This window comes from Actinoallomurus bryophytorum, from assembly GCF_006716425.1.
Lineage (GTDB): Bacteria > Actinomycetota > Actinomycetes > Streptosporangiales > Streptosporangiaceae > Actinoallomurus > Actinoallomurus bryophytorum.
Genome location: NZ_VFOZ01000001.1, coordinates 709,094 through 729,005 on the forward strand (window position 1 = coordinate 709,094; position 19,912 = coordinate 729,005).

Consider the following 19,912-nt stretch of genomic DNA (forward strand, 5'->3'; position numbering starts at 1 on the left):
AGGCTCCTGATTTTCAACTGTCCGCCGGACTTACCAATGTGCCGATCTTCTCACCGCGTACGGCCCGCACGATATTGCCCTGACCCATCAGGTCGAAGACGACGATCGGCAGACCGTTGTCCATGCACAAACTGATCGCGGTGGCGTCCATGACCTTCAGCCCACGCTGCAGCACCTCGACGTACTCCAGCCGGTCGAACCGGAAGGCGTCCGGGTTGGTCTTCGGGTCGGCGTCGTACACGCCGTCGACCTGGGTGCCCTTGAGCACGGCGTCCGCGGAGATCTCCAGGGCGCGCTGGGCGGCGGCCGTGTCCGTGGAGAAGAACGGCTGGCCGATGCCGGCACCGAAGATGACCACGCGCCCCTTCTCGAGGTGACGGATGGCGCGCCTCGGGATGTACGGCTCCGCCACCTGCCCCATCGTTATGGCGGTCTGCACCCGCGTGTCGACCCCGAGCTTCTCCAGGAAGTCCTGCAGCGCCAGGCAGTTGATCACCGTGCCCAGCATGCCCATGTAGTCGCCGCGGGCGCGGTCCATGCCACGTGCGGACATCTGCGCGCCGCGGAACATGTTCCCGCCGCCGCAGACGACCGCGACCTGCACTCCCTCACGGGTGACCTCGGCGACCGCCTTCGCGATGTGCTGCACGACCGACGGGTCGATGCCGAGCCCCTCGCCGCCGGCGAACGCCTCGCCGGACAGCTTGAGGAGCACCCGCTTCCAGCCATGGACCTGAGGCGACGGAGCCGCCGTCGTGTCGGTGGTTTCCTTTTCCTGCACGGCGGCGGCTCCTTAGTCTCTCGTTCAGTCCCCGGCGACCCTCAGGCCTGTCCGACCTTGAACCGGGCAAAGCGCTTGACGGTGACGCCGGACTCCTGGAGGACCTTGGCGATCGTCTTCTTGGGGTCCTTCACGAACGGCTGCTCGAGCAGGACGAAGTCCTTGAAGTAGGACCGCACGCGGCCCTCGACGATCTTCGGGATCGCCTGCTCGGGCTTGCCCTCGTCACGCGTGATCTGCTCCGCGAGGGCCCGCTCCTTGGCGACGACGTCTTCGGGCACGTCGTCGTTGCTCAGGTACTTCGGCGACATCGCCGCGATCTGCTGCGCGACGTCCTTGCCGACCTGGGCGTTGTCGACGTCCAGCTCGACCAGGACGCCGGTGGTCGGCGGCAGGGACGGGTCGGACTTGTGCAGGTAGCTGGTCACGAAGGCGCCCTTGAAGTGGGCGAAACGACGCAGCTCGATCTTCTCACCGATCTTGGCGCTGTTGTCGTCGATCAGCTGCTGCACCGACTTGCCCGGCTCGATCTCGGCGGCCAGCAGCGCCGGCGCGTCGGCCGCGTCACTGCCCGCGGCGAACTCGGCGATGCGGTCGGCCAGCGCGATGAACTGCTCGTTCTTGGCGACGAAGTCGGTCTCGCAGTTCAGCTCGAGAAGCGTGCCGTCGCCCGAGCCGTTGAAGAACTCAACGACCAGGCCGTTCGCCGCGGTCCGCTCGGCACGCTTGCCGACGTCCTTGGCACCCTTGAGGCGCAGCAGCTCGACGGCCTTGTCAAGGTCGCCTTCCGCCTCCTCAAGGGCCTTCTTACAGGCCATCATGCCCGAACCGGTGAGCTCCCGTAGCCGCTTGACATCCGCGGCGGTGGTGTTCGCCATTGTGGTCGTGTCTCTCTCGTCGTCGTCGTTCTGGTGGCCGTCAGGCGTCAGGCGTCCTGGGCTTCCGCGGGCGCGGCTTCGGCGGGCGCGGCTTCGGCGTCGGCCGGGGCCGCCTCGGGAGCGGCTTCGGCCGTCTCGGGAGCCGCTGCCTCGGTCGCCTCGGTCGTCTCGGTGGCCTCGGCCTCGGCCTCGGTCGCCTCGGGAGCCGCTGCCTCGGGGGCGGGCGTCTCCGTCTCGGCGGCTGCGGCCTCGGGGGCTGCGTCGGCCGGAGTCTCGTCCTTCTTCTCCAGCAGCTCGCGCTCCCACTCGGTGAGCGGCTCCTCGCCACCACCGGCGGCGGGCTTCTCGTCACCGGAGGTGGCGGCGCCCGCGCGGGAGATCAGGCCGTCGGCCACGGCGTCGGCGACGACGCGGGTGAGCAGGCTGACGCTACGGATGGCGTCGTCGTTGCCCGGGATCGGGTAGTCGACCTCGTCCGGGTCGCAGTTGGTGTCGAGGATCGCGACGACCGGGATGCCCAGCTTGCGGGCCTCGTTGACGGCGATGTGCTCCTTCTTGGTGTCACAGATCCACACCGCGCTGGGCACACGCGCCATGTCCCGGATACCGCCGAGGGTGCGCTCGAGCTTGTCCTTCTCACGCTTGCGCATGAGGAGCTCTTTCTTCGTCAGGCCGGAGCCCGCGACGTCGTCGTAGTCGAGCTCCTCGAGCTCCTTCAGACGCGTCAGGCGCTTGTGCACCGTCGAGAAGTTGGTGAGCATGCCACCCAGCCAGCGCTGGTTGACGAACGGCATACCGACACGCAGCGCCTGCTCGTTGATCGACTCCTGCGCCTGCTTCTTGGTGCCGACGAACAGGATCGTGCCGCCGTGGGCGACGGTCTCCTTGATGAAGTCGTAGGCGCGGTCGATGTAGGACAGCGACTGCTGCAGGTCGATGATGTAGATGCCGTTGCGCTCGGTGAAGATGAAACGCTTCATCTTCGGGTTCCAGCGCCGGGTCTGATGCCCGAAATGAACGCCGCTCTCGAGGAGCTGCTTCATGGTGACGACGGGTGCCATTGCCCGTGTTCTCCTGTCTGGCCCGGTCGCTCTCCGGGCCGCTCTCGGTTGTTCCTGCGCCCGTGCGTGCCCCTCCCATGGCTGTTGCCACGGACCGAGAGGGCAGCCCCACCTTCACACCGGTGACCGGCGGGCGCGTGAATTCGGTCATGCGACCGTTCAGTCAGTGTACCGGCGGCACGCCCCCGCCGTGGAATCGGCATGATTCATCCTTGGGTTATCCACATTCGCGCACCCCTCTGGCGGGTCCGAGAGCGCGGGCGCATGCTCTGGTCCCATGGTGTGGAATGGAATACTTCTGCTGGTCACAGCCTTGCTACCCCCCTCCGGCCCGGGCTGGCAGTGGCCACTGAGACCGGCACCGCAAATCCTGCGTGTCTTCGACCCACCGGCGCATCCGTGGGACCCCGGCCACCGCGGCGTCGACCTGGCGGCCACCCCGGGCAGCCTCGTGTACGCCACCGGCCCGGGCCGAGTGGGCTTCGCCCGAGACCTGGCCGGCCGAGGCGTCGTAACGATCGTCCACGGCACCCTGCGGACGACGTACCTGCCAGTACACCCATCGGTCCACCCGGGCCGCCGGGTGTCGGCAGGCGACCCGATCGGCAGGGTCGAGAACGTCCTGGGCCACTGCGGCCAGACCCCATGCCTGCACTGGGGCCTACGCGAGGGCGTCGAGTACCTGGACCCCCTGACCTTGCTGGGCCTCGGCCCCGTACGCCTACTCCCCTGGTGGGACGCGCCCCCCTGGAACCCAGCCGAGGCCCCTTTGCCACCCCCCGACCCCCCGACCACCCGCCGCCAATAACCCACGCGTGCGCTGAGGCCCACGCGAGGGGGCCAAGTACCTGGACCCCTGACCCTCCTGGGCCTCGGCCCCGTACGCCTACTGCCCTGGTGGGACGCAACCCCCCGGAACCCGCCGAGGCCCCCTCGCCACCCCCCGACCCCTCCACCACCCGCCCCCGATGAACCACGCCAACAGCCCATGCCTGGGCGTGAGCATTGCCCGATCCCCCGGCCCAACGATGCGGCCACTCACGGTTTCGGCCTCCGCCTCAGGTCAATGGACCCACCCAAGACGCCACCGGCCTGGCGTCATGTCACCGACCCGAAACAGCGCCGGATCGACAGAATGACCCAGCCTCGTTTCACTGCACGCTCGCACCAGAGCACGGAGAGTTGCGGTCGACGGCTGGAAGATCAAGAATGTCGGGCCCCGACGGCCCCGGAGGTTTGTGTGTTCCCGTTCGAAGACGAGCAGCGCCGCGAGCGGCGGCGGCTGATCGAGACGATTGACGGCCTGTCCGACGACGAGTTCACATCGGGACGGACCCTGTGCGAGGACTGGTCGCCCCGCGACGTGCTCGGCCATGTGATCGGCGTCGACACCATGAGCACCTACGTACGCCATGGAGGCCGGATCAACGTGGCGAACGCCGCGATGGCGCGCGAGGCCCGTGAGTTGAGCCGCGCTCAACTGATGGATCGTGCCGCCGAGTGGGCTGAGCGCCCCGCCCTGACCAGCCGGCTAGGCGCGCTGCTGTTCCTCGGCGACCTCGGCGTGCACCACCAGGACATCCTGCGCGGACTCGGCCGGCCACGCGAGGTACCCGAGCCGATCGCCCGCGCGATCCTGCGCGAGGGCATGCAGCTGAGCCTATGGATGAACCGCCGCGTGCTGCGCCACCGTCTCGTACTCACCGACGGCGACCGGACGGTCGGCCGGGGACGCGAGGTACGCGGCACCCGCGAGGCCCTGGGCCTGTGGCTGTCGGGGCGCGACTCGGTCGAGGACGAGCTGGAGTTCGCGGAGGCCCACTGAGCCGGGTCCGGGTCCGGGTCCAGGTCGCGGCCGGGTCCAGGTCCGGGGCCGTACGAATATCGCGGGGGAACGGCCGGATCAGGGCACCGGAGCCACCACGATCACACCACGTCGCGCGCTCGCCTGATCAACCCGGGGTGGCGTTCGGGGGTGGTCGGCGAAGTTCTTCGGGGTGAACGTTCGTCTGGCTCGCGATGATGAGCGCGCCCTCATAGGACTGCAGAGCACCCTTGAGCTGCTGGACGCTGGCGATCCAGATGCCCATAGGGCCGCTCCGAGTGATGTCGAGGCCGACATTCGGGTCAGGGGTCCAATGGGTTGTGGCGTAGTTTCCAGCCTTTCATGCAGCGTTCGACGAAACCGCCTGCGGCGAGGGCGCCCAGGCAGGTCAGGGCGGTGTCGAGGTCTACTCCCGCGGTCACCGCGATGCGGGCGGCGCCGGCTCCGCCGCGTGACGGGAGTGCTTCGAGTACGTCGCGTGCGGCTGGGCCTAGGCGGTCGCGGTCGAGGACCGGGCCGCGGCGTTGAGGGGCCATGTCGTCGCCGATGAGGCCGACGCGGTCGAGAACGTCCGAGGCGTCGGTCACGCACACGGCTTCGCCCCATTCGCGCAGGAGGGTGTGGCAGCCTGCGGACGTCGGCGAGGTCACCGGGCCCGGCACCACCATCACGGCGCGGCCAAGGTCGCGGGCGTGGCGGGCCGTGCTGATCGCACCGCTGCGCTGGGCCGCTTCGACCACGACGGTGCCGCGGGTCAGTGCCGCGATGGCCCTGTTCCGGATGAGGAAGCGCGGGCGGGTCGGGGTCGCCCTCGGTGGTAGTTCGCTGACCAGGAGACCGCTCCGTGCTATCTCCGTGAACAGGCCGGCATGCGCGCTCGGATAGGTCACGTCCACGCCGCACGCGAGCACCGCCACGGTCAGGCCATCGGCGCTGAGCACTCCGCGGTGTGCCGCGGCGTCGATGCCGTACGCGCCGCCGCTGACCACGGTCCAGTTGTGGTCCGCCAGCTCCGCGGCCATCTCGGCGGCCACGTGGATGCCGTACGCCGACGCGGCTCGGGCTCCCACCAGTGCGACCGATCTGAGACAGCCGAACCGCAGATCCTGATCGCCGCGTACCCACAACGCGTACGGACGGCCGTCACCCAGGTCGTCTAGCTGCGAAGGCCACTCCGCCTCACCCGGGCACACAAGCCGGCCGCCGCTCTCCTCACAGGTGGCGAGGAGGCGCTCGGGGTCGGCCTCCGACAACCGTGCCCGCCAAGCAGGGAATCGTTTTTCAAGTTCGACTCGGTCCAGCCCGGCGGGAGCCTCACCGGAGCGCACGGCCGCGAGCGCGTCCTGGGCCCCTTCCTGCTCGATCAGGCGGCCTAAGCGCTGGTCGCCGGGCTCAGCCATGCATGTGAGCACGGCCCGCGCCAGCCGTTCTTCAATAGGGACGATCATCTGTTGCCTCCCGCCCGTGGTCCGGTGTCCGGAGTGGTGTCCGCTCCGGTCAGGTGCGTCCCTCCCATAAGGCCAGTGCCTGGTTGATCTCGTCGGTGGTGGGTCCTTCCTTGCCGATGAGGTCCGTGAGGGTCCAGGCGACGCGGACCACACGGTCCAGGCCGCGGGCGCTCAGGCGTCCGTCGGCGAGTGGGCGGTCGAGTGTCGCCAGGGCCTGTCCGGGTGGGGCGAACCTGCGCCGTAGTTCGCGGCCGGGGATTTCCGCGTTGGTGCGCCACGGGGTGTCGGCAAGGCGTCTGCGGGTGCGGTCTCTCGCGGTGAGCACCCGCTCGGCGACGACCTCGCTGGACTCGGCGAGTTCGAGGTCGTAGCGGAGCTCGGCACGTGTCACCTCTTTCAGCCGGGACTTGAGATCGACACGGTCGAGCAGCGGTCCGGACAGCCGGGCGAGGTATCGGCGCCGTACCGATGGCGCGCAGCTGCAGTCACGTACCTTCGGGGCCGCGCACGGGCACGGGTTGGCCGCGAGGAGCATCGTGAACCGCGCGGGGAAGCGGGCGGTCGCGCCCGAACGGGCGATCACGACCTCGCCCTCCTCCAGCGGCTGGCGTAACGCGTCGAGGACGCCGCCGCCGAACTCCGGGCCCTCGTCCAGGAACAAGATGCCCCGATGTGCGAGGGATGCGGCCCCTGGCTGGATCATCCGGGCGCTGCCGCCGCCGACCAGGGCCGCTCGCGACGCCGTGTGGTGCGGTGCCTGGAACGGCGGACGGGTGATCAGAGGCTGTCCTGCGGGGAGTGTGCCGGCGACCGAGTGGATCGCGGTGACCTCGAGCGCCGCGCCGCGTTCGAGATCGGGGAGCAGCGTGGGGAGGCGTTCGGCGAGCATTGTCTTGCCGCAGCCGGGTGGGCCCATGAAGCAGACGTGATGCCCTCCGGCTGCGCTGACCTCCAGGATCTTGCGCCCCTCGGCCTGTCCGCGGACGTCGGCGAGGTCGAGGTCGCCGCGCCGGGCCTTGGAACGTGCGGCCAGCCCATCGGTGTGGGGCGCGGGGCCCTCCACGTCGGCCTCGTCATCGGGATCCTCGGGCGGGGGCAGGTCGCGCAGCCGGGCAAGCAGGGCGCGCAGCGATCCCACCGCGACCACCTTGACGTCGGGTACCAAGGACGCCTCGGCGGCGTTGCCCTTCGCGACGATCACTGTGTCGGCTCCGCTGTCAGCCGCGGCGAGCACCGCGGGCAGGACACCGGACACGGGACGGATCCGGCCGTCGAGACCGAGCTCTCCGATCATCACCAGACCCGCGCAGGCGTCGGTCGGCAACGCCTCGCCCGCTCCGAGGACGGCGACGGCGATTGCGATGTCGAAGCCACTTCCTCGCTTGGGCAGGCTGGCAGGGAAGAGGCTCACGGTCACGTGGCGATTGGGCCAGTTTTCGCCACTGTGCAGAATCGCCGCGCGTACCCGGTCGCGCGCCTCGCTGAGCGCCGTGTCCGGAAGACCGACCAGATGGAGACCGGGGACACCGTTGGTGATCGCGGCCTCCACGTCGACGATCTGGCCGTCCACGCCGAAGAGGGCCACGGCCCGGGTGCGGGCGAGCGCCATTCAGCACACTCCCCTCAGGTGGTCGATGCTGAACCGCCCGCCGCCCTCGGACACGAGCCCGATGGCATCGATGCGGACGGGCGAGTACGCGATGCCGCGCATCGCCACCCATCGAGCGGCGAGCCGGCGGAGCCGCGCCGCCTTGGCCGGCGTGACGGCCTCCACGGGAGCGCCGTAGACGAGGCCGGAGCGGGTCTTCACCTCGCACACCACGAGACTGGCCCCATCGCGGGCCACGATGTCGAGCTCGCCTTCCGGGCAGCGCCAGTTGCGGTCGATGATCGTCCACCCGAGCCCGGCCAGATGCCTCGCGGCCGCTTCCTCGCCAAGCCTTCCAAGCACGTCCTTCGCGCGCATGTGCCTCACCTCCGACCTCGAAACTGCCGGAAGGTCACGATGGGCGGTAGTGGAATCACGTTCTGTGGATAACGCACCTGGGTTCAAGGTTCGTCGCCGCTTTCGGGGCGATGTCGTATGCCCGGCTAGTCGCACGTTTTGAGGTCCGGAGTGGTGGAGTTCGCTGAGGACCTACGACCCCTCGATGTGAGGGGAGCGCGGACGGCACGCTCAAGATCGACTATCGAAGTCACCACCAACACGTCGGTTGGCAAGCAGGCTCGATCCGACCAGCCTTGATCCGACCAGTCTTGATGCGACAGCTCGATCCGACCGGCCCCTGGTGTCCGAGCAGCTCGATCCGACCGACTCTCGACCCGCATAGCCTCGATGTGTTCGGCGATCTCGGCATCATCGACCGCGTGATCGCAGGCGGCCGGATGGCGATGCCGACCCGTTCGACCGCTTCCGACGGCCAGGTGACGCTGGACGTCCCCGAGACGCTGAGGGATCGCCCCGACATCCCTTATCCGGCGAGCCTGATCACGCCCGAATGGCGGATCGAGGAAGCGCTGAGGCTGCGGCTCGCGGAGCTCGGCGGCGCGGTCGAGTTCGGCACCTCACTCGGCGGCTTCGAGTAGTCGGACGAGGGCGTCCGGTGATGGTCGTCAAGGGCGGCGAGGCCGGAACGGTTCAATCCGACCGACACCCCTACCGCGCAGCCCCATCCGACCGACACCCCAACCGCGTGACCCATCCGACCCGCCCTCGAACCGCGCAGCCCCATCCAACCGGCCCGCCTGGGCACTCGGCGGGACGGGGTTAGCTGTACAGCTCGGGCAGGCTGGCCGACGTGTCAGGCCCTTTCGCCGGCGGCGGCGATTGCGTGCCAGGCGAGACCGGTGTGCCGGCGGCCTGCGGCCGTCCGTAAGACATGCTCTAGGAGGGGCTGGAGCAGGAGCCGGAAGGTGCGGCAGTCGGCTGCGGTGATGAAGTGGACGAGGCCGCACATCAGCACGATCCGGACTGCCCGCCCATATCCGCTTCGGCTCGGGCGGCACGCTGTGTCCCCCCGCCGAGGGACGCACCAGGTCGCCCCCGGCTGGGACCGTGATGTTTGCGATCAGCTCTCGGGGAGTTCGAGATCGCTCTTGGCGAGTTCTTCGACGTTGACGTCCTTGAAGGTCACGACACGAACGCTCTTGACGAAGCGGGCAGGGCGGTACATGTCCCACACCCAGGCATCCTGCATGGTGACCTCGAAGAAGACCTCGCCGTTTTCGGTGCTGCGCACCTGCAGGTCGACCGTGTTGGTCAGGTAGAAACGGCGCTCGGTCTCCACGACATACGCGAACAGGCCGACGACGTCGCGGTATTCGCGATAGAGCTGGAGCTCCATCTCAGTCTCGTATTTTTCGAGATCCTCTGCGCTCATGGCCGTTCCCCTCCCCGTACTGCCGGCTCAGGCGACGTCCGCCCGGCCGGCGGTATCTTCATACTCTGACGCGTCCCAATCAGTTTCCCCAGTGATGGGAGCATCTTCTTCCTCCGTGGTTCCGGCAACCACGGTCGTCTGCCCGGTTTCCCCGTTCGCCGCTCGCGCCACGTTGATGAACGAGTGACGGTGTTCAGGACATGGACCGTGTTCGGTAAGCGCCGCAGTGTGCGCACGCGTGACATATCCCTTGTGCACGGCGAAACCGTAGTCCGGGTACTGCTCGTGAAGCTCGACCATGATCCGGTCTCGTGTCACTTTCGCCACGATCGAGGCGGCGGCGACGCACGCGGCGACCCGGTCCCCCTTGGGTACCGGCAGGCCCGGTACGACCAGGCCGGGTACGCGGAACCCGTCCGTGAGCACGTACCCGGGCACCATGTTCAGACCCGCCAGTGCTCTGCGCATCCCGGCGATGTTGCACCGGTGCAGGCCGATCCGGTCGATCTCCTCCCTCGACACGATCAACGCACTCCACGCCGACGCCGTGGCAGTGATCTCCTCGTACAGCTGCTCCCTGCGCTTCGCGGTGAGCAGCTTGGAGTCGGCCAGCCCCTCAAGGCGGCCCCGGCGCGCCGGAGCGAGCACGACCGCGGCGACCACGAGCGGCCCCGCACACGCACCTCGTCCTGCCTCGTCCACCCCGGCGACAGGGCCGAACCCGGCGCGTTCGAGCACCCGCTCATAGGCATACAACCCGGCGTCGCGCCGGGGAGTGAGACCACGAGGTCGATGAGCCCGGACATCGATGTGCACATCAGGCAGGGTACGTCGCCGACCCCCAAGCTCGGGCCGGAACGCCACGGGACACCTCGACCGACGGATGGTCTCGTCGGGACGAAACCCGAGCGGCACATGCCTCCCGCTTGAGGCTCCCCGCCACGATCAACGTCGTGCGAACACACCGATACGCCCATTCCCACGCACTTCAGCAGGCCCGTATCCCCCAGACCCCACCCAGCGACCGCGCGCTAACGAAACAAGGGCGCCGCCTCCCCGTACGCAAAGCCAAGCGGAGCCCTCAGAACGGCCCGGCAAAATTTGGTTTGGGAACCGGCGATCCGCCCGCGAGCCCAGAGCGGCGATAGGCCGGTTACGGCCTTCCCACCGGCATAGAACGCTAGTACGGAACGAAACCTTGCAATGGGCACCCATCAGCCACAGTCCCCTGCTAAATGGCACGAACACCTCGTCGAGGAAGACCCAGTTGAAGACCTCGTCCCCTGTGAGCTCCTTGAGCGGGCGAACCTCAATGCCGGGCGTGGTCATGTCGACCGCGGCCGGGGCGGCAGGCGAACGGCGGGATGTCGAGTTTCGGCGAAGCGAACCTCCTCTGGCCGATCCAGCGCGCCAGGCGGGCCACGCCGCTCCGTGGAGGCGGACCGAGTGGGCCGGGTCTGGGCTCCTCGGCCAAATATGCGGACGTAGATCGATCCGGACAGTCCCACCACCGAACCGTGCGGCCCGAGTTCCGCAGCAGCCGGACCCACCCCAGCCAACCTGGCGGGCGAGGCGGGGCCCCTCGCGAGGTCGTAGGCATCGCAGATGGGGTCGCAGGCGAACCCACCGCCGCCGTGCGCGTCAGCCGACCGGCTCGGCGCCGACGACGGCCGGACCGGTAGCCCAGCGAGGGCCAGACGACCAGACCGTGGGACCCGAGTCCCCAGCAACCAGGAACCAGGAACACGCAGCCGACCTAGGCAGGCCCCACATGCCGACGGCCGGACCGGGTAGCGCAGCGAAGGCCAGACGACCAGACCATCGGACCCGAGTCCCCAGCAACCACGAACCAGAAACACGCAGCCGACCTAGGCAGGCCCCACATGCCGACGGCCGCAAGTGGGTGCGCAGCGGCTGGGCCGGCTACACCGCGCCGCAATTGTGCTGTCCGGTCGAGCTCCAGGCCACCGACCATCGCATCCCGGCGGCGTGGGGGCCGAACAGGCCGTAGGCGCACACGTCCAGCTCGGGGTTGGGCGGCCTACCAAGGTCGGGCGGGTCGGAGCGAGCCAACGCGATCTCCGCGCTCCTCGCCCCAGCGCACTGAGGTCAACCGGCGAAGGCGTGGCGTGACCGTAGGCAGACGCGGATGGGCAGGAGGCTGGTGTCGAGCGCCGTGGCGATGCGGTGCACCACATGGCCCAGTCTCAGGACCAGGTCACCCAGCCGAACCAGACCATACGGCCCAAGTAGCTCAGCCGACCCCGCGGCGACGTCCTGCTCATCTGGGTCAGCCGCCCGCACCGGGATAGCGCCTGGGACGGCCACAGCCGAGCAGCCCGGGGGCGACCTGACGATGGGCACCGTGCGGGCGCGGGCGCGGGCCCATCGTCATGCCGGTGCCGGGCCTGTTCCCGATGGGCGATTCGGCGGTACGCCAGATCCCGTACGCGCCCGAACGCCCCGTGCGCGGCGTCGGTCGGCTCGCGCCCGGTGACGTGGAGCAAGGTGACCAGGTAGGCCCGAGCGGGTCAGGAACGAGCCGCGCGAATGCGACGGTCAATCGGTGGACGTGCGGCGTGATCGGCGGCGTCGGCGGAGCAGCGTCACCGGGACCGCGCCCACCAGGCCCAGTGCCAGTGGGGCGCCGGGCAGGGCGTCGTTCGGCAGGGACAGGCCAGGGGTGGCGAAAGTGGACGGGATCGACAGTGTCTTGACCCGCGAGAGCGGCCAGACGACCACGAAGGCTCGGCCGATCACCCGGCTCTCGGGGATCGTGCCGCCGCCCGGGTCGCCGATGTGGCCGCGCGAGTCGTACGAGACCTCACGGTGGTCGCCCATCACCCACAGGTGGCCCGGCGGGACGGTGATTTTGAACTTGCTGTCCGACGGGCGGTTCTGTTCGCCGGTCTGCGGGTCGGTGTAGATGTAGGGCGTCTCCGTCAGCGGGTGGCCGTTGACCATCACGTGGCCCTGTGCGTCGCAGCAGGACACGCGGTCGCCCGGGACGCCGATGACGCGCTTGATGTAGTCCTTCTCCCCCGGCACCACACCGAACGCGCTCCCGATGGCGTGCAGCAGCTTGGAGACAGGGTTCTTCGGCTGCGGGTACTGGACCTCGGGGTCCCACGAGTCGAGGCCGTTGAAGACGACGACGTCACCGCGCTTGATATCGCGCGTGTGGTAGACGATCTTGTTGACCAGGACCCGGTCGCCGACCTTGAGGGTGTTCTCCATCGACTGTGACGGGATGTAGAACGCCTGGACGGCGAAGGCCTTGATGACCATGGCCAGCGCCAGCGCCACCCCGACCAGGATGGGGAGTTCTTTCCAGAAGGAGCCTTGCTTCTTCTTCGGGGGCTTGTCCCCCGACCCCTCATCATCGTTGGAGCGATCGTCTCCGATCAAGGAGCCGTCGTCCCGCGCGCCGCCGGACCGAGTCATGTCGTGGCGCGTTTCACCAGAAGTGGGCGCGGGCTCGCGCAGGCCCTGATCGTCGTCGCTCATCATTGGGAAGCCTAATGCCCTGAAGCCGCGCGGGAGGCTATCGCCCGCGTGTCGTCTCCAGCAAGGGCGCCGGAGTCAACCGATTAACGAAGTTCGCCCCGGAACGCCGATGCGGCGCCCGGGGCGGAACGAGAAGCCGCGCTCAGTTGTCGCGCTTTTCCTTGATGCGTGCGGCCTTGCCGCGGAGGTCGCGCAGGTAGTAGAGCTTGGCGCGCCGGACGTCGCCGCGGGTGACGATCTCGATCTTGTCGATCGAGGGGCTGTTGAGCGGGAAGGTCCGCTCCACGCCCACGCTGTAGCTCACCTTGCGAACGGTGAAGGTCTCGCGAGCGCCACCGCCCTGACGCCGGATGACCACGCCCTGGAAGACCTGGATACGGCTGCGGGTGCCCTCTGTCACGCGCACGTGAACCTTGAGCGTGTCACCCGGGCGAAAGTCCGGTACATCCGACCGCTTCGCGGCGTTCTCGATCTCCTGGATCAGGGTGTGCATGACTGGGGTTCCTCTGTTGGACACGCGCACAGGCGCACAGCGCCGGAACGCGAAGGGTCTTCTGGGAAGTCTGGGCGCGCCCAGCATGAAGCCGGGTCGACATCTCAGTGTGCCATATGTTCGCCGTCGATCGGAAAACCGGCCTCTGACAGCGTACGCCGATCAGCGTCGTCCAGGGCATTCCGGGCGATGAGCTCGGGCCGGATCGCCGCCGTACGGCGGAGTGCCTCGTCGCGCCGCCACCTGGCGATCGCCCCGTGGTTGCCCGACATCAGCACCGGAGGTACCGGGCGTCCGCGCCAGTCCGGCGGCTTGGTGTAGACCGGCCCCTCGAGAAGGGCCTCCATCCGGCCCGGCGCGAAAGAGTCGTCGGCGGCCGAACCGGCGTTGCCCAGTACGCCCGGCAGCAGCCGGGTGACCGCCTCGACCATGACCAGGACCGCCGACTCTCCCCCGGCCAGGACGTAGTCGCCGATGCTCACTTCGTCGACGGGCATCCGTGAGCGCGCGTCCTCGATCACCCGGGCGTCGATGCCTTCGTACCGGCCGCAGGCGAACACGAGCCACGGCTCGGCCGCGTACGCGCCGGCCAGTTCCTGGGTGAACGGGCGCCCGCTCGGCGTCGGCACGACCAGCCGCGCCGAAGAGCCGGGCGGGACGATCGCGTCGAGCGCCTCCCCCCAGGGTTCCGGCTTCATCACCATGCCGGGGCCGCCGCCGTACGGGGTGTCGTCGACGGTGCGGTGCCGGTCGTGGGCCCAGCCGCGCAGGTCGTGCACGTGTGCGTCGACGTCGCCGCGCTGGCGTGCCTTGCCCAGCAACGAGACGTCGAGCGGTGCGAAGTAGTCAGGGAAGATCGTGACGATGTCGAGTTTCATCGGTCTCACTCGAGCAGGCCGGGCGGAGGGTCGAGGACGACCCGGCCGCCGGGCACGTCGACGTCGGTGACGATCGCGCTGACGAACGGCACCAGGGCGTCGCCGCCCGCCGTACGGCGCAGCACCAGCAGATCCTGGCCGTGGTGCTCGACGTCCACGATCTCACCGAGATCGGCGCCGTCCGCGGTCACCGCGGCCAGGCCGATGAGCTCGTGATCGTGGAACTCGTCGGGATCGGCGGTCGGCGGAACCTCGGAGGAGTCGACGAGCAGCAGGACGCCGCGCAGTGTCTCCGCGGCCGAACGGTCCTCGATGCCGGCGAAGCGCACCAGCAGGCGATCGGCGTGTGTGCGCACCGTCTCGACCGTCAGCGGGCCGATGTCCTCGGTGGCAAGCGATGACCCCGGCGCGAATCGCGCGTCGGGGTCATCGGTGCGTATCTCCACGCTCACCTCGCCACGAATGCCGTGCGCGCGGCCGACGCGGCCGACCACGAGCAGCATCAGGCCGCTCCGGGCGCGGCAGCCGACGACCAGACGGAGCGCGCTGTCGCCTCGCGGAGCCGACCTGGTACAGGCCGGCGACCGACGAGACGGCAAGGCGTGCCGCACTGCCGGCCAGCGGATTCGTCGGCCACGCCCTAGCGCGCCTCGTTGAGGTCGAGCAGGTCGACGCGGACGTAGCGACCTCCGGCGATGGCGCTCACCACGGTGCGCAGGGCCTTGGCGGTACGGCCGTTACGCCCGATGACCTTGCCCAGGTCATCGGGGTGCACGCGTACTTCCAGGACCCTGCCGTTACGAAGGCGGCGCGCCCGTACCTGGACCTCGTCCGGGTTTTCGACGATGCCGCGCACCAAGTGCTCGAGCGCCTCCTCGAGCACGCTACGCCTCGCTCTTGGCTTCGGCGGCGTCCTCGGCCGGCTTCTCCTCTACCTTCGCCTCGTCCTTCTTGGCCTTCTTCGGAGCGGCCTTCTTGGACTTCGGCGAGGTCGCCTTGCCCTCGGTCTCGCCCATGGTCTCCTTGACGGCGGCCTGGAAGACCTCGGTCTTGTCAGGCTTCGGCTCGGCGACCCTCAGCGTGCCCTCGGCACCCGGCTCGCCCTTGAACTTCTGCCAGTCGCCGGTGATCTTGAGGATGGCCAGGACGGGCTCGGTCGGCTGGGCGCCGACGCCCAGCCAGTACTGCACCCGCTCGGAGCTGACCTCGATGAACGAGGGCTCCTCCTTCGGGTGGTACTTGCCGATCTCCTCGATGGCGCGACCGTCGCGCTTGGTGCGGGAGTCGGCTACGACGATCCGGTAGTACGGTGCCCGGATCTTCCCCAGACGCTTGAGCTTGATCTTGACTGCCACAGCTGTGGTGTTCTCCAGATTCGCATGGATGAGTGGACCTGCGCCGGGTGGGGACCTGCGCTGCCACTCGGAAGGACACGGCTCGCCCGGGTTAGAGAGGGTCCCTGACTGACCGCGATTCCAGCCTGCCATTCTGCCAGACGATCGCGGTGAAGTCGCAATCGACCAGTGCTTTCGCCGATGATCAGCCGGCGGAACCGGGCAATCACCGCACGACACGGCCGAATTCGGTTATTTCCCCTTCTTCGGGTTCTGCAGTTTGGACAGGTCGGGCATCTGGAAGCCGGGCGGCAGCTGACCGGGCAGGCCGCCGCCCAGGCCCGGCGGCAGCCCCTTCGGCATCGGGTCCTGCGCCGCGCCGTCGGGCTTGCCGCCCTGCTGGGCGCGTTTGCGCGGGTCACCGCTGCGCTGCTTGCCCTTCTTCTTCTTTCCGGCCGCCTTGACCGCCTTGCGGCGGGTGCCCGGCATGCCGGGGATCCCCATCCCGCCGGCCATCTGACGCATCATCTTCTGCGCGTCGAAGAAGCGGGTGACGAGGTTGTTCACCTCGGTCACCGACACACCGGACCCACGCGCGATGCGCGCGCGGCGGGAGCCGTTGATCATCTTGGGGTTGCGCCGCTCGTCGGGCGTCATCGAGTTGATGATGCCGCCGACGCGGTCGAGGTCACGGTCGTCGATCTCGTCGAGCTGGCCCCGCATCTGCCCCATGCCGGGCATCATCCCGAGAAGATTTTTGATCGGCCCGAGCTTGCGGATCATCTGCATCTGCTCGAGGAAGTCCTCCAGGCTGAAATCCTCGCCTGAGGCGAACTTCGTCGACATCTTCTCGGCCTGGTCGGCGTCGAACGCCTTTTCGGCCTGCTCGATCAGGGTGAGGATGTCACCCATGTCGAGGATCCGGCCGGCCATCCGGTCGGGGTGGAAGACGTCGAAGTCCTCGAGCTTCTCACCGGTCGACGCGAACATGATCGGGCGGCCGGTGATGTGGCGTACGGACAGCGCGGCGCCGCCGCGGGCGTCACCGTCGAGCTTGGTGAGGACGACACCGTCGAAGCCGACGCCGTCGACGAACGCCTGCGCCGTCGTGACGGCGTCCTGGCCGATCATGGCGTCGACGACGAACAGGATCTCGTCCGGGCCGACCGCGTCGCGGATGTCGGCCGCCTGCTGCATCATCTCGGTGTCGATGCCCAGCCGGCCGGCGGTGTCGATGATGACCACGTCGTGCTGCGCGTGCCTGGCGTGCTCGATCGAGTCGCGAGCCACCTTGATCGGGTCGCCGACGCCGTTGCCGGGCTCGGGCGCGTACACCGGGGTGGCCGCGCGCTCGCCGAGCACCTGCAGTTGCTGTACGGCGTTGGGTCGCTGCAGGTCGGCGGCGACCAGGAGCGGCGCGTGCCCTTCGCTCTTGAACCACCGCGACAGCTTGCCCGCGAGCGTCGTCTTACCGGAACCCTGGAGGCCCGCCAGCATGATCACGGTCGGCGGGCTCTTGGCGTATCGGACCCGCCGCGTCTCACCACCGAGGATGTTGATGAGCTCGTCATTGACGATCTTGACGACCTGCTGAGCGGGGTTGAGCGCCTGTGACACCTCCGCGCCGCGGGCCCGCTCTTTGATCTGCGTGATGAAGTCCCTGACGACGGGCAATGCCACGTCGGCCTCAAGGAGCGCGATGCGGATCTCGCGTGCCGTGGCGTCGATGTCCGCGTCGGACAACTTGCCCTTGCTGCGCAGCGAGGAGAAGACCGTAGTCAGCCGGTCGGAAAGCGTCTCGAACACGTGTGTGGCCAGTCCTAGGAAGCTTCGGGGATCGGCCTCCAACACTATCCGCTCGGCGGCGCTTGAGTATCGGCCTGAGCGCCGCCATCTCTTCTCGCGGTCGTTTTCACCGCCGCCGGATCACCAGAGAGGGCGGATCGGCGGGGAACCCGCGGCGACGACGAACGCCGACAGGTCGTCGCGGAGCGCCGTGAGCCGCTCGGGTCCCACCATCGCGGCCCAGCGGCCTTCGATCTCGCCCCACAGTGCGACGACGCGTTCGACGCAGGCCCAGCCGCGCGCGGCGAGCACGACGACGCGGGCACGACGGTCGACCGGGTGCGGCCGGCGCTCGACGTAACCGCGTCTCTCCAGTTCGTCGACCAGTTGCACCGCGGCCTGCTTCGTGACGCCCAGATGCTCCCCCAGCTCGACGGCGGTCGCGCCACCGCGTACCGATAGGTACTGGAACGCGAAGCCGTGCGCGGGCCGTACGTCGTCGAAGCCCTCCTGGGCCAGCCTGACGTGCACTTCCTCCATGACGGCGTGGAAGGCCATGCCGAGCAGTCCTGGGATCTCGCCGCTCATAGGCGACCTCCTATAAAGACAAGCGGCTTGACCATCTAGACAAGCCGCTTTACCTTATTAGTCGTCAAGTAGCTTGACCATATCGAGGAGGACACCATGCCCGTCAGCACACTCGCCGAGGCGAGGACGATCGAGTTCCACGGTCTGACCGCGCGCCCGATCGCCGTTCCCAGCCGAGGGACGTCCGAGCTGGCCATCTGGCATCTGGAGGTGGGGCCCGGCGTACGCGGCGAGGAGCACACGGTGGACCGCGAGGAGGTCTTCGTCGTCCGCACCGGGCGGCTGTCCGGGACCCTGGGCGGCGAACCGTGCGAGGCCGGCCCGGGAGACGCGCTCATCGTGCCGCCGGGCGTGCCGTTCAGCCTGGGCAACGACGGGAGCGAGAGCGCGCAGGTGCTGGTCTGCACCTCGGCCGGCGTCCAAGCGTCCCTGAACGGCCAGACCGTCGTGCCCCCCTGGTCCGAATGACCCGCGGAGGGGTCGCTCCCCCGGCGGGAGCGGCCCCCGCGAGCGTCAGACGGTCGAGCTGTAGAGGACCGCGGTGGGGTCGGCCGGCGTCAGGGTGGCCGGCGTCGGGCCGGACAGGAACGACGTGCCGGGCTGGTCGTCTCCGCCCAGGAAGAACGCGCGGTTGATCGCCTTCACGTTGATCGTCGCGCCCGTGTCGACGGCCGTCGCCGGTACGCGGATGGCGGTGATCTGCTCGATGTCGGACGCCTTGGTGCCCGGCGGCAGCTGCACCGTCGTGGCGGCCGGCAGGTCGCGCTGGATCGAGCGGTCCGGGAACAGGTGGTCCGACCGGTACAGCGTCGGGTCGCCCTTCAGCCGCACGCCGATGGACAGACCCACCCAGTCCAGCAGGTTCGGCGGGTTCACCGTCTCCTTGCGCACGACCAGGTACAGGTAGTCGCGCGGGTCGGCGATGAAGTCCGTCGAGGAGGTCGGCGGGTCCGCCTGCACCTTCCCCTCGCGGCGCGACTCGGCGGCGGCCACCCAGTACGTCCACGGGTTGCGGTCCATGACCTGCTCGCGTGCCTCGGTCGCGGCGTCCAGCGACCCCGAGGTGGACAGGAAGAACCTCATCGGGTCATCGACCGTGTCGCAGATGTTGTTGTTCAGCGTGCAGGTCTGCATGAGCGGGTGGTCGCCCTCGTACGTCCCGCCGAACGGCTGGGTCACGTGGTTCGGCGCCTGGATGACCGCGGTGCCCGGTACGCGCCGGCCACGGGCGTCGACCTCGACCTGGTAGATCCACTCGATGTCGGTCGTACGGCCCCAGCGCGCCATCAGCTGCGGCGTGGACGTGCCGCCGTCCTCGTTGCTCCAGATGTAGGAGTAGGTCAGCAGCCGGTGCCCGGGAAGAAGGGCGGGGACGTCCTCGTGCCAGGCGACGAGCGGGGTGTCGGTGGAGGCGTTCTGGAACGGGCCGCCCGAGTCGGCGCCGTTCCGCCCGTACAGGATCGGGGCGTGCGACAGGTCGGTGTAGGCCTGACCCCGGCTCACCGTGCGGAACGACGTGCGGGTCACGCGTACCGTACGGCCGGCGGAGCGGTCGGCGGCGAGACGCAGCGACAGCCGGTGCCGCCCGGCCTTCAGGTGCCCGAGCGCGAACTCCCTGGTGATCGGGAACGCGGCGGGCACGACGTCATCGGTCGCGTACCGGCCGTCGACGAACAGCGACAGCACCGCGGACTCGTGGCCCTTGACCGCCCAGGACACGCCGGGCGCGGCGGCGGTCACGTCGACGAGCGCCTCACCCGCGTGGCTCGTGCGGAACGTGACCACCTGCGAGTGACCGCGGTCGACGACCGTGGTCCCCGCCGTGGCCGCCGGGACCGCCATCAGCCCCAAGGCGGCCGCAACGCCTCCCAGCACGGCGGTGCGGGCGAGCAGAGTTCTTCGCACAGGAGCCTCCCAGGCATCGCGGACCCAAGAAGCGTCATCGCCCACACCG

Annotated in this window: 23 protein-coding genes; 4 read left to right on the forward strand and 19 right to left on the reverse strand. The window is 69.1% G+C overall.

The window, feature by feature from the left end; genetic code table 11:
- Positions 1-13: 13 nt before the first annotated feature.
- The 3 genes from pyrH to rpsB are packed head-to-tail and all read right to left on the reverse strand — an operon-like array spanning position 14 to position 2,720.
- Complete coding sequence (pyrH, locus tag FB559_RS03385) at positions 14-781, reverse strand: UMP kinase (protein WP_141953133.1); 768 nt, start codon at positions 779-781, stop codon at positions 14-16.
- Positions 782-822: 41 nt separating this feature from the next.
- Positions 823-1,659 (reverse strand): translation elongation factor Ts, encoded by an 837-nt coding sequence (tsf, locus tag FB559_RS03390; RefSeq protein ID WP_141953135.1) that lies wholly within the window; start codon positions 1,657-1,659, stop codon positions 823-825.
- A 47-nt stretch (positions 1,660-1,706) separates the two neighbouring features.
- Positions 1,707-2,720 (reverse strand): 30S ribosomal protein S2, encoded by a 1,014-nt coding sequence (gene rpsB, locus FB559_RS03395; protein WP_141953137.1) that lies wholly within the window; start codon positions 2,718-2,720, stop codon positions 1,707-1,709.
- A 277-nt stretch (positions 2,721-2,997) separates the two neighbouring features.
- Between rpsB and FB559_RS03400 the strand changes: the two genes are divergently transcribed.
- A complete protein-coding gene (locus tag FB559_RS03400; RefSeq protein ID WP_141953139.1) occupies positions 2,998-3,528 on the forward strand; it encodes a M23 family metallopeptidase in 531 nt (176 codons plus the stop codon).
- A 432-nt stretch (positions 3,529-3,960) separates the two neighbouring features.
- On the forward strand, positions 3,961-4,545 hold the full coding sequence (locus FB559_RS03405) for a maleylpyruvate isomerase family mycothiol-dependent enzyme (RefSeq protein WP_246121329.1): 585 nt from the start codon (positions 3,961-3,963) through the stop codon (positions 4,543-4,545).
- 127 nt (positions 4,546-4,672) lie between these two features.
- Here FB559_RS03405 and FB559_RS43610 read toward each other — a convergent pair whose 3' ends face one another.
- The 4 genes from FB559_RS43610 to FB559_RS03420 form a co-directional block, all read right to left on the reverse strand.
- The gene (locus FB559_RS43610; RefSeq protein WP_185792020.1) at positions 4,673-4,810 is read right to left on the reverse strand and encodes a hypothetical protein; all 138 of its coding nucleotides are present in this window, start codon (positions 4,808-4,810) and stop codon (positions 4,673-4,675) included.
- Between the two features lie 37 nt (positions 4,811-4,847).
- A complete protein-coding gene (gene dprA / locus FB559_RS03410; RefSeq protein ID WP_246121330.1) occupies positions 4,848-5,945 on the reverse strand; it encodes a DNA-processing protein DprA in 1,098 nt (365 codons plus the stop codon).
- A 97-nt stretch (positions 5,946-6,042) separates the two neighbouring features.
- Positions 6,043-7,602: a YifB family Mg chelatase-like AAA ATPase gene (locus FB559_RS03415; RefSeq protein ID WP_141953145.1), complete on the reverse strand. Its 1,560-nt coding sequence runs from the start codon at positions 7,600-7,602 to the stop codon at positions 6,043-6,045.
- Positions 7,603-7,959: a YraN family protein gene (locus FB559_RS03420; protein ID WP_141953147.1), complete on the reverse strand. Its 357-nt coding sequence runs from the start codon at positions 7,957-7,959 to the stop codon at positions 7,603-7,605.
- A gap of 371 nt (positions 7,960-8,330) precedes the next feature.
- On the opposite strand from FB559_RS03420, the gene FB559_RS03425 reads away from it, so the two are divergent.
- Positions 8,331-8,579, forward strand: a complete 249-nt coding sequence (locus tag FB559_RS03425) for a hypothetical protein (protein ID WP_185792021.1) — start codon at positions 8,331-8,333, stop codon at positions 8,577-8,579.
- A gap of 482 nt (positions 8,580-9,061) precedes the next feature.
- Here the strand turns inward: FB559_RS03425 and FB559_RS03430 are convergent, their stop codons facing one another.
- From FB559_RS03430 to FB559_RS03475, 11 genes are all read right to left on the reverse strand, one after another.
- Positions 9,062-9,373 (reverse strand): DUF2469 domain-containing protein, encoded by a 312-nt coding sequence (locus FB559_RS03430; RefSeq protein WP_141953149.1) that lies wholly within the window; start codon positions 9,371-9,373, stop codon positions 9,062-9,064.
- Positions 9,374-9,400: 27 nt separating this feature from the next.
- Positions 9,401-10,189: a ribonuclease HII gene (locus FB559_RS03435; protein WP_246121331.1), complete on the reverse strand. Its 789-nt coding sequence runs from the start codon at positions 10,187-10,189 to the stop codon at positions 9,401-9,403.
- 1,107 nt (positions 10,190-11,296) lie between these two features.
- Positions 11,297-11,446: a hypothetical protein gene (locus FB559_RS43615; protein WP_185792022.1), complete on the reverse strand. Its 150-nt coding sequence runs from the start codon at positions 11,444-11,446 to the stop codon at positions 11,297-11,299.
- 486 nt (positions 11,447-11,932) lie between these two features.
- Positions 11,933-12,880, reverse strand: a complete 948-nt coding sequence (gene lepB, locus FB559_RS03440) for a signal peptidase I (RefSeq protein ID WP_246121332.1) — start codon at positions 12,878-12,880, stop codon at positions 11,933-11,935.
- Positions 12,881-13,022: 142 nt separating this feature from the next.
- Positions 13,023-13,373, reverse strand: coding sequence for a 50S ribosomal protein L19 (gene rplS / locus FB559_RS03445; protein ID WP_141953152.1), 351 nt, complete (start codon positions 13,371-13,373; stop codon positions 13,023-13,025).
- 104 nt (positions 13,374-13,477) lie between these two features.
- Positions 13,478-14,251, reverse strand: coding sequence for a tRNA (guanosine(37)-N1)-methyltransferase TrmD (gene trmD, locus FB559_RS03450; RefSeq protein ID WP_141953154.1), 774 nt, complete (start codon positions 14,249-14,251; stop codon positions 13,478-13,480).
- A gap of 5 nt (positions 14,252-14,256) precedes the next feature.
- Positions 14,257-14,754, reverse strand: a complete 498-nt coding sequence (rimM, locus tag FB559_RS03455; RefSeq protein WP_141953156.1) for a ribosome maturation factor RimM — start codon at positions 14,752-14,754, stop codon at positions 14,257-14,259.
- Between the two features lie 137 nt (positions 14,755-14,891).
- Entirely contained in the window at positions 14,892-15,134 is a 243-nt protein-coding gene (locus FB559_RS03460) for an RNA-binding protein (protein ID WP_141953158.1), read from the reverse strand.
- A 1-nt stretch (position 15,135) separates the two neighbouring features.
- Positions 15,136-15,606: a 30S ribosomal protein S16 gene (gene rpsP / locus FB559_RS03465; protein ID WP_141953161.1), complete on the reverse strand. Its 471-nt coding sequence runs from the start codon at positions 15,604-15,606 to the stop codon at positions 15,136-15,138.
- Between the two features lie 231 nt (positions 15,607-15,837).
- Complete coding sequence (gene ffh / locus FB559_RS03470; RefSeq protein ID WP_141953163.1) at positions 15,838-17,391, reverse strand: signal recognition particle protein; 1,554 nt, start codon at positions 17,389-17,391, stop codon at positions 15,838-15,840.
- Positions 17,392-17,511: 120 nt separating this feature from the next.
- Positions 17,512-17,958 carry a MarR family winged helix-turn-helix transcriptional regulator gene (locus FB559_RS03475; RefSeq protein WP_141953166.1) on the reverse strand — a complete coding sequence of 149 codons (447 nt, stop codon included), beginning with the start codon at positions 17,956-17,958 and terminating at the stop codon, positions 17,512-17,514.
- Positions 17,959-18,054: 96 nt separating this feature from the next.
- Between FB559_RS03475 and FB559_RS03480 the strand changes: the two genes are divergently transcribed.
- Complete coding sequence (locus tag FB559_RS03480) at positions 18,055-18,426, forward strand: cupin domain-containing protein (RefSeq protein WP_141953168.1); 372 nt, start codon at positions 18,055-18,057, stop codon at positions 18,424-18,426.
- Positions 18,427-18,471: 45 nt separating this feature from the next.
- On the opposite strand, the gene FB559_RS03485 is transcribed toward FB559_RS03480, so the two are convergent.
- Positions 18,472-19,863, reverse strand: a complete 1,392-nt coding sequence (locus tag FB559_RS03485; RefSeq protein WP_221639881.1) for a hypothetical protein — start codon at positions 19,861-19,863, stop codon at positions 18,472-18,474.
- Between the last annotated feature and the right edge of the window lie 49 nt (positions 19,864-19,912).

What these genes read in the sequence shown, in the direction of transcription:
- FB559_RS03475 (WP_141953166.1), bottom strand. Translation starts at nt 17,958, where the DNA reads ATGAGCGGCGAGATCCCAGGACTGCTCGGCATGGCCTTCCACGCCGTC.
- lepB (WP_246121332.1), bottom strand. Translation starts at nt 12,880, where the DNA reads ATGAGCGACGACGATCAGGGCCTGCGCGAGCCCGCGCCCACTTCTGGT.
- FB559_RS03430 (WP_141953149.1), bottom strand. Translation starts at nt 9,373, where the DNA reads ATGAGCGCAGAGGATCTCGAAAAATACGAGACTGAGATGGAGCTCCAG.
- FB559_RS03400 (WP_141953139.1), top strand. Translation starts at nt 2,998, where the DNA reads ATGGTGTGGAATGGAATACTTCTGCTGGTCACAGCCTTGCTACCCCCC.
- FB559_RS03480 (WP_141953168.1), top strand. Translation starts at nt 18,055, where the DNA reads ATGCCCGTCAGCACACTCGCCGAGGCGAGGACGATCGAGTTCCACGGT.
- rimM (WP_141953156.1), bottom strand. Translation starts at nt 14,754, where the DNA reads ATGCTGCTCGTGGTCGGCCGCGTCGGCCGCGCGCACGGCATTCGTGGC.
- tsf (WP_141953135.1), bottom strand. Translation starts at nt 1,659, where the DNA reads ATGGCGAACACCACCGCCGCGGATGTCAAGCGGCTACGGGAGCTCACC.
- dprA (WP_246121330.1), bottom strand. Translation starts at nt 5,945, where the DNA reads ATGGCTGAGCCCGGCGACCAGCGCTTAGGCCGCCTGATCGAGCAGGAA.
- trmD (WP_141953154.1), bottom strand. Translation starts at nt 14,251, where the DNA reads ATGAAACTCGACATCGTCACGATCTTCCCTGACTACTTCGCACCGCTC.
- rplS (WP_141953152.1), bottom strand. Translation starts at nt 13,373, where the DNA reads ATGCACACCCTGATCCAGGAGATCGAGAACGCCGCGAAGCGGTCGGAT.
- rpsB (WP_141953137.1), bottom strand. Translation starts at nt 2,720, where the DNA reads ATGGCACCCGTCGTCACCATGAAGCAGCTCCTCGAGAGCGGCGTTCAT.
- FB559_RS03420 (WP_141953147.1), bottom strand. Translation starts at nt 7,959, where the DNA reads ATGCGCGCGAAGGACGTGCTTGGAAGGCTTGGCGAGGAAGCGGCCGCG.
- FB559_RS43610 (WP_185792020.1), bottom strand. Translation starts at nt 4,810, where the DNA reads ATGGGCATCTGGATCGCCAGCGTCCAGCAGCTCAAGGGTGCTCTGCAG.
- FB559_RS03415 (WP_141953145.1), bottom strand. Translation starts at nt 7,602, where the DNA reads ATGGCGCTCGCCCGCACCCGGGCCGTGGCCCTCTTCGGCGTGGACGGC.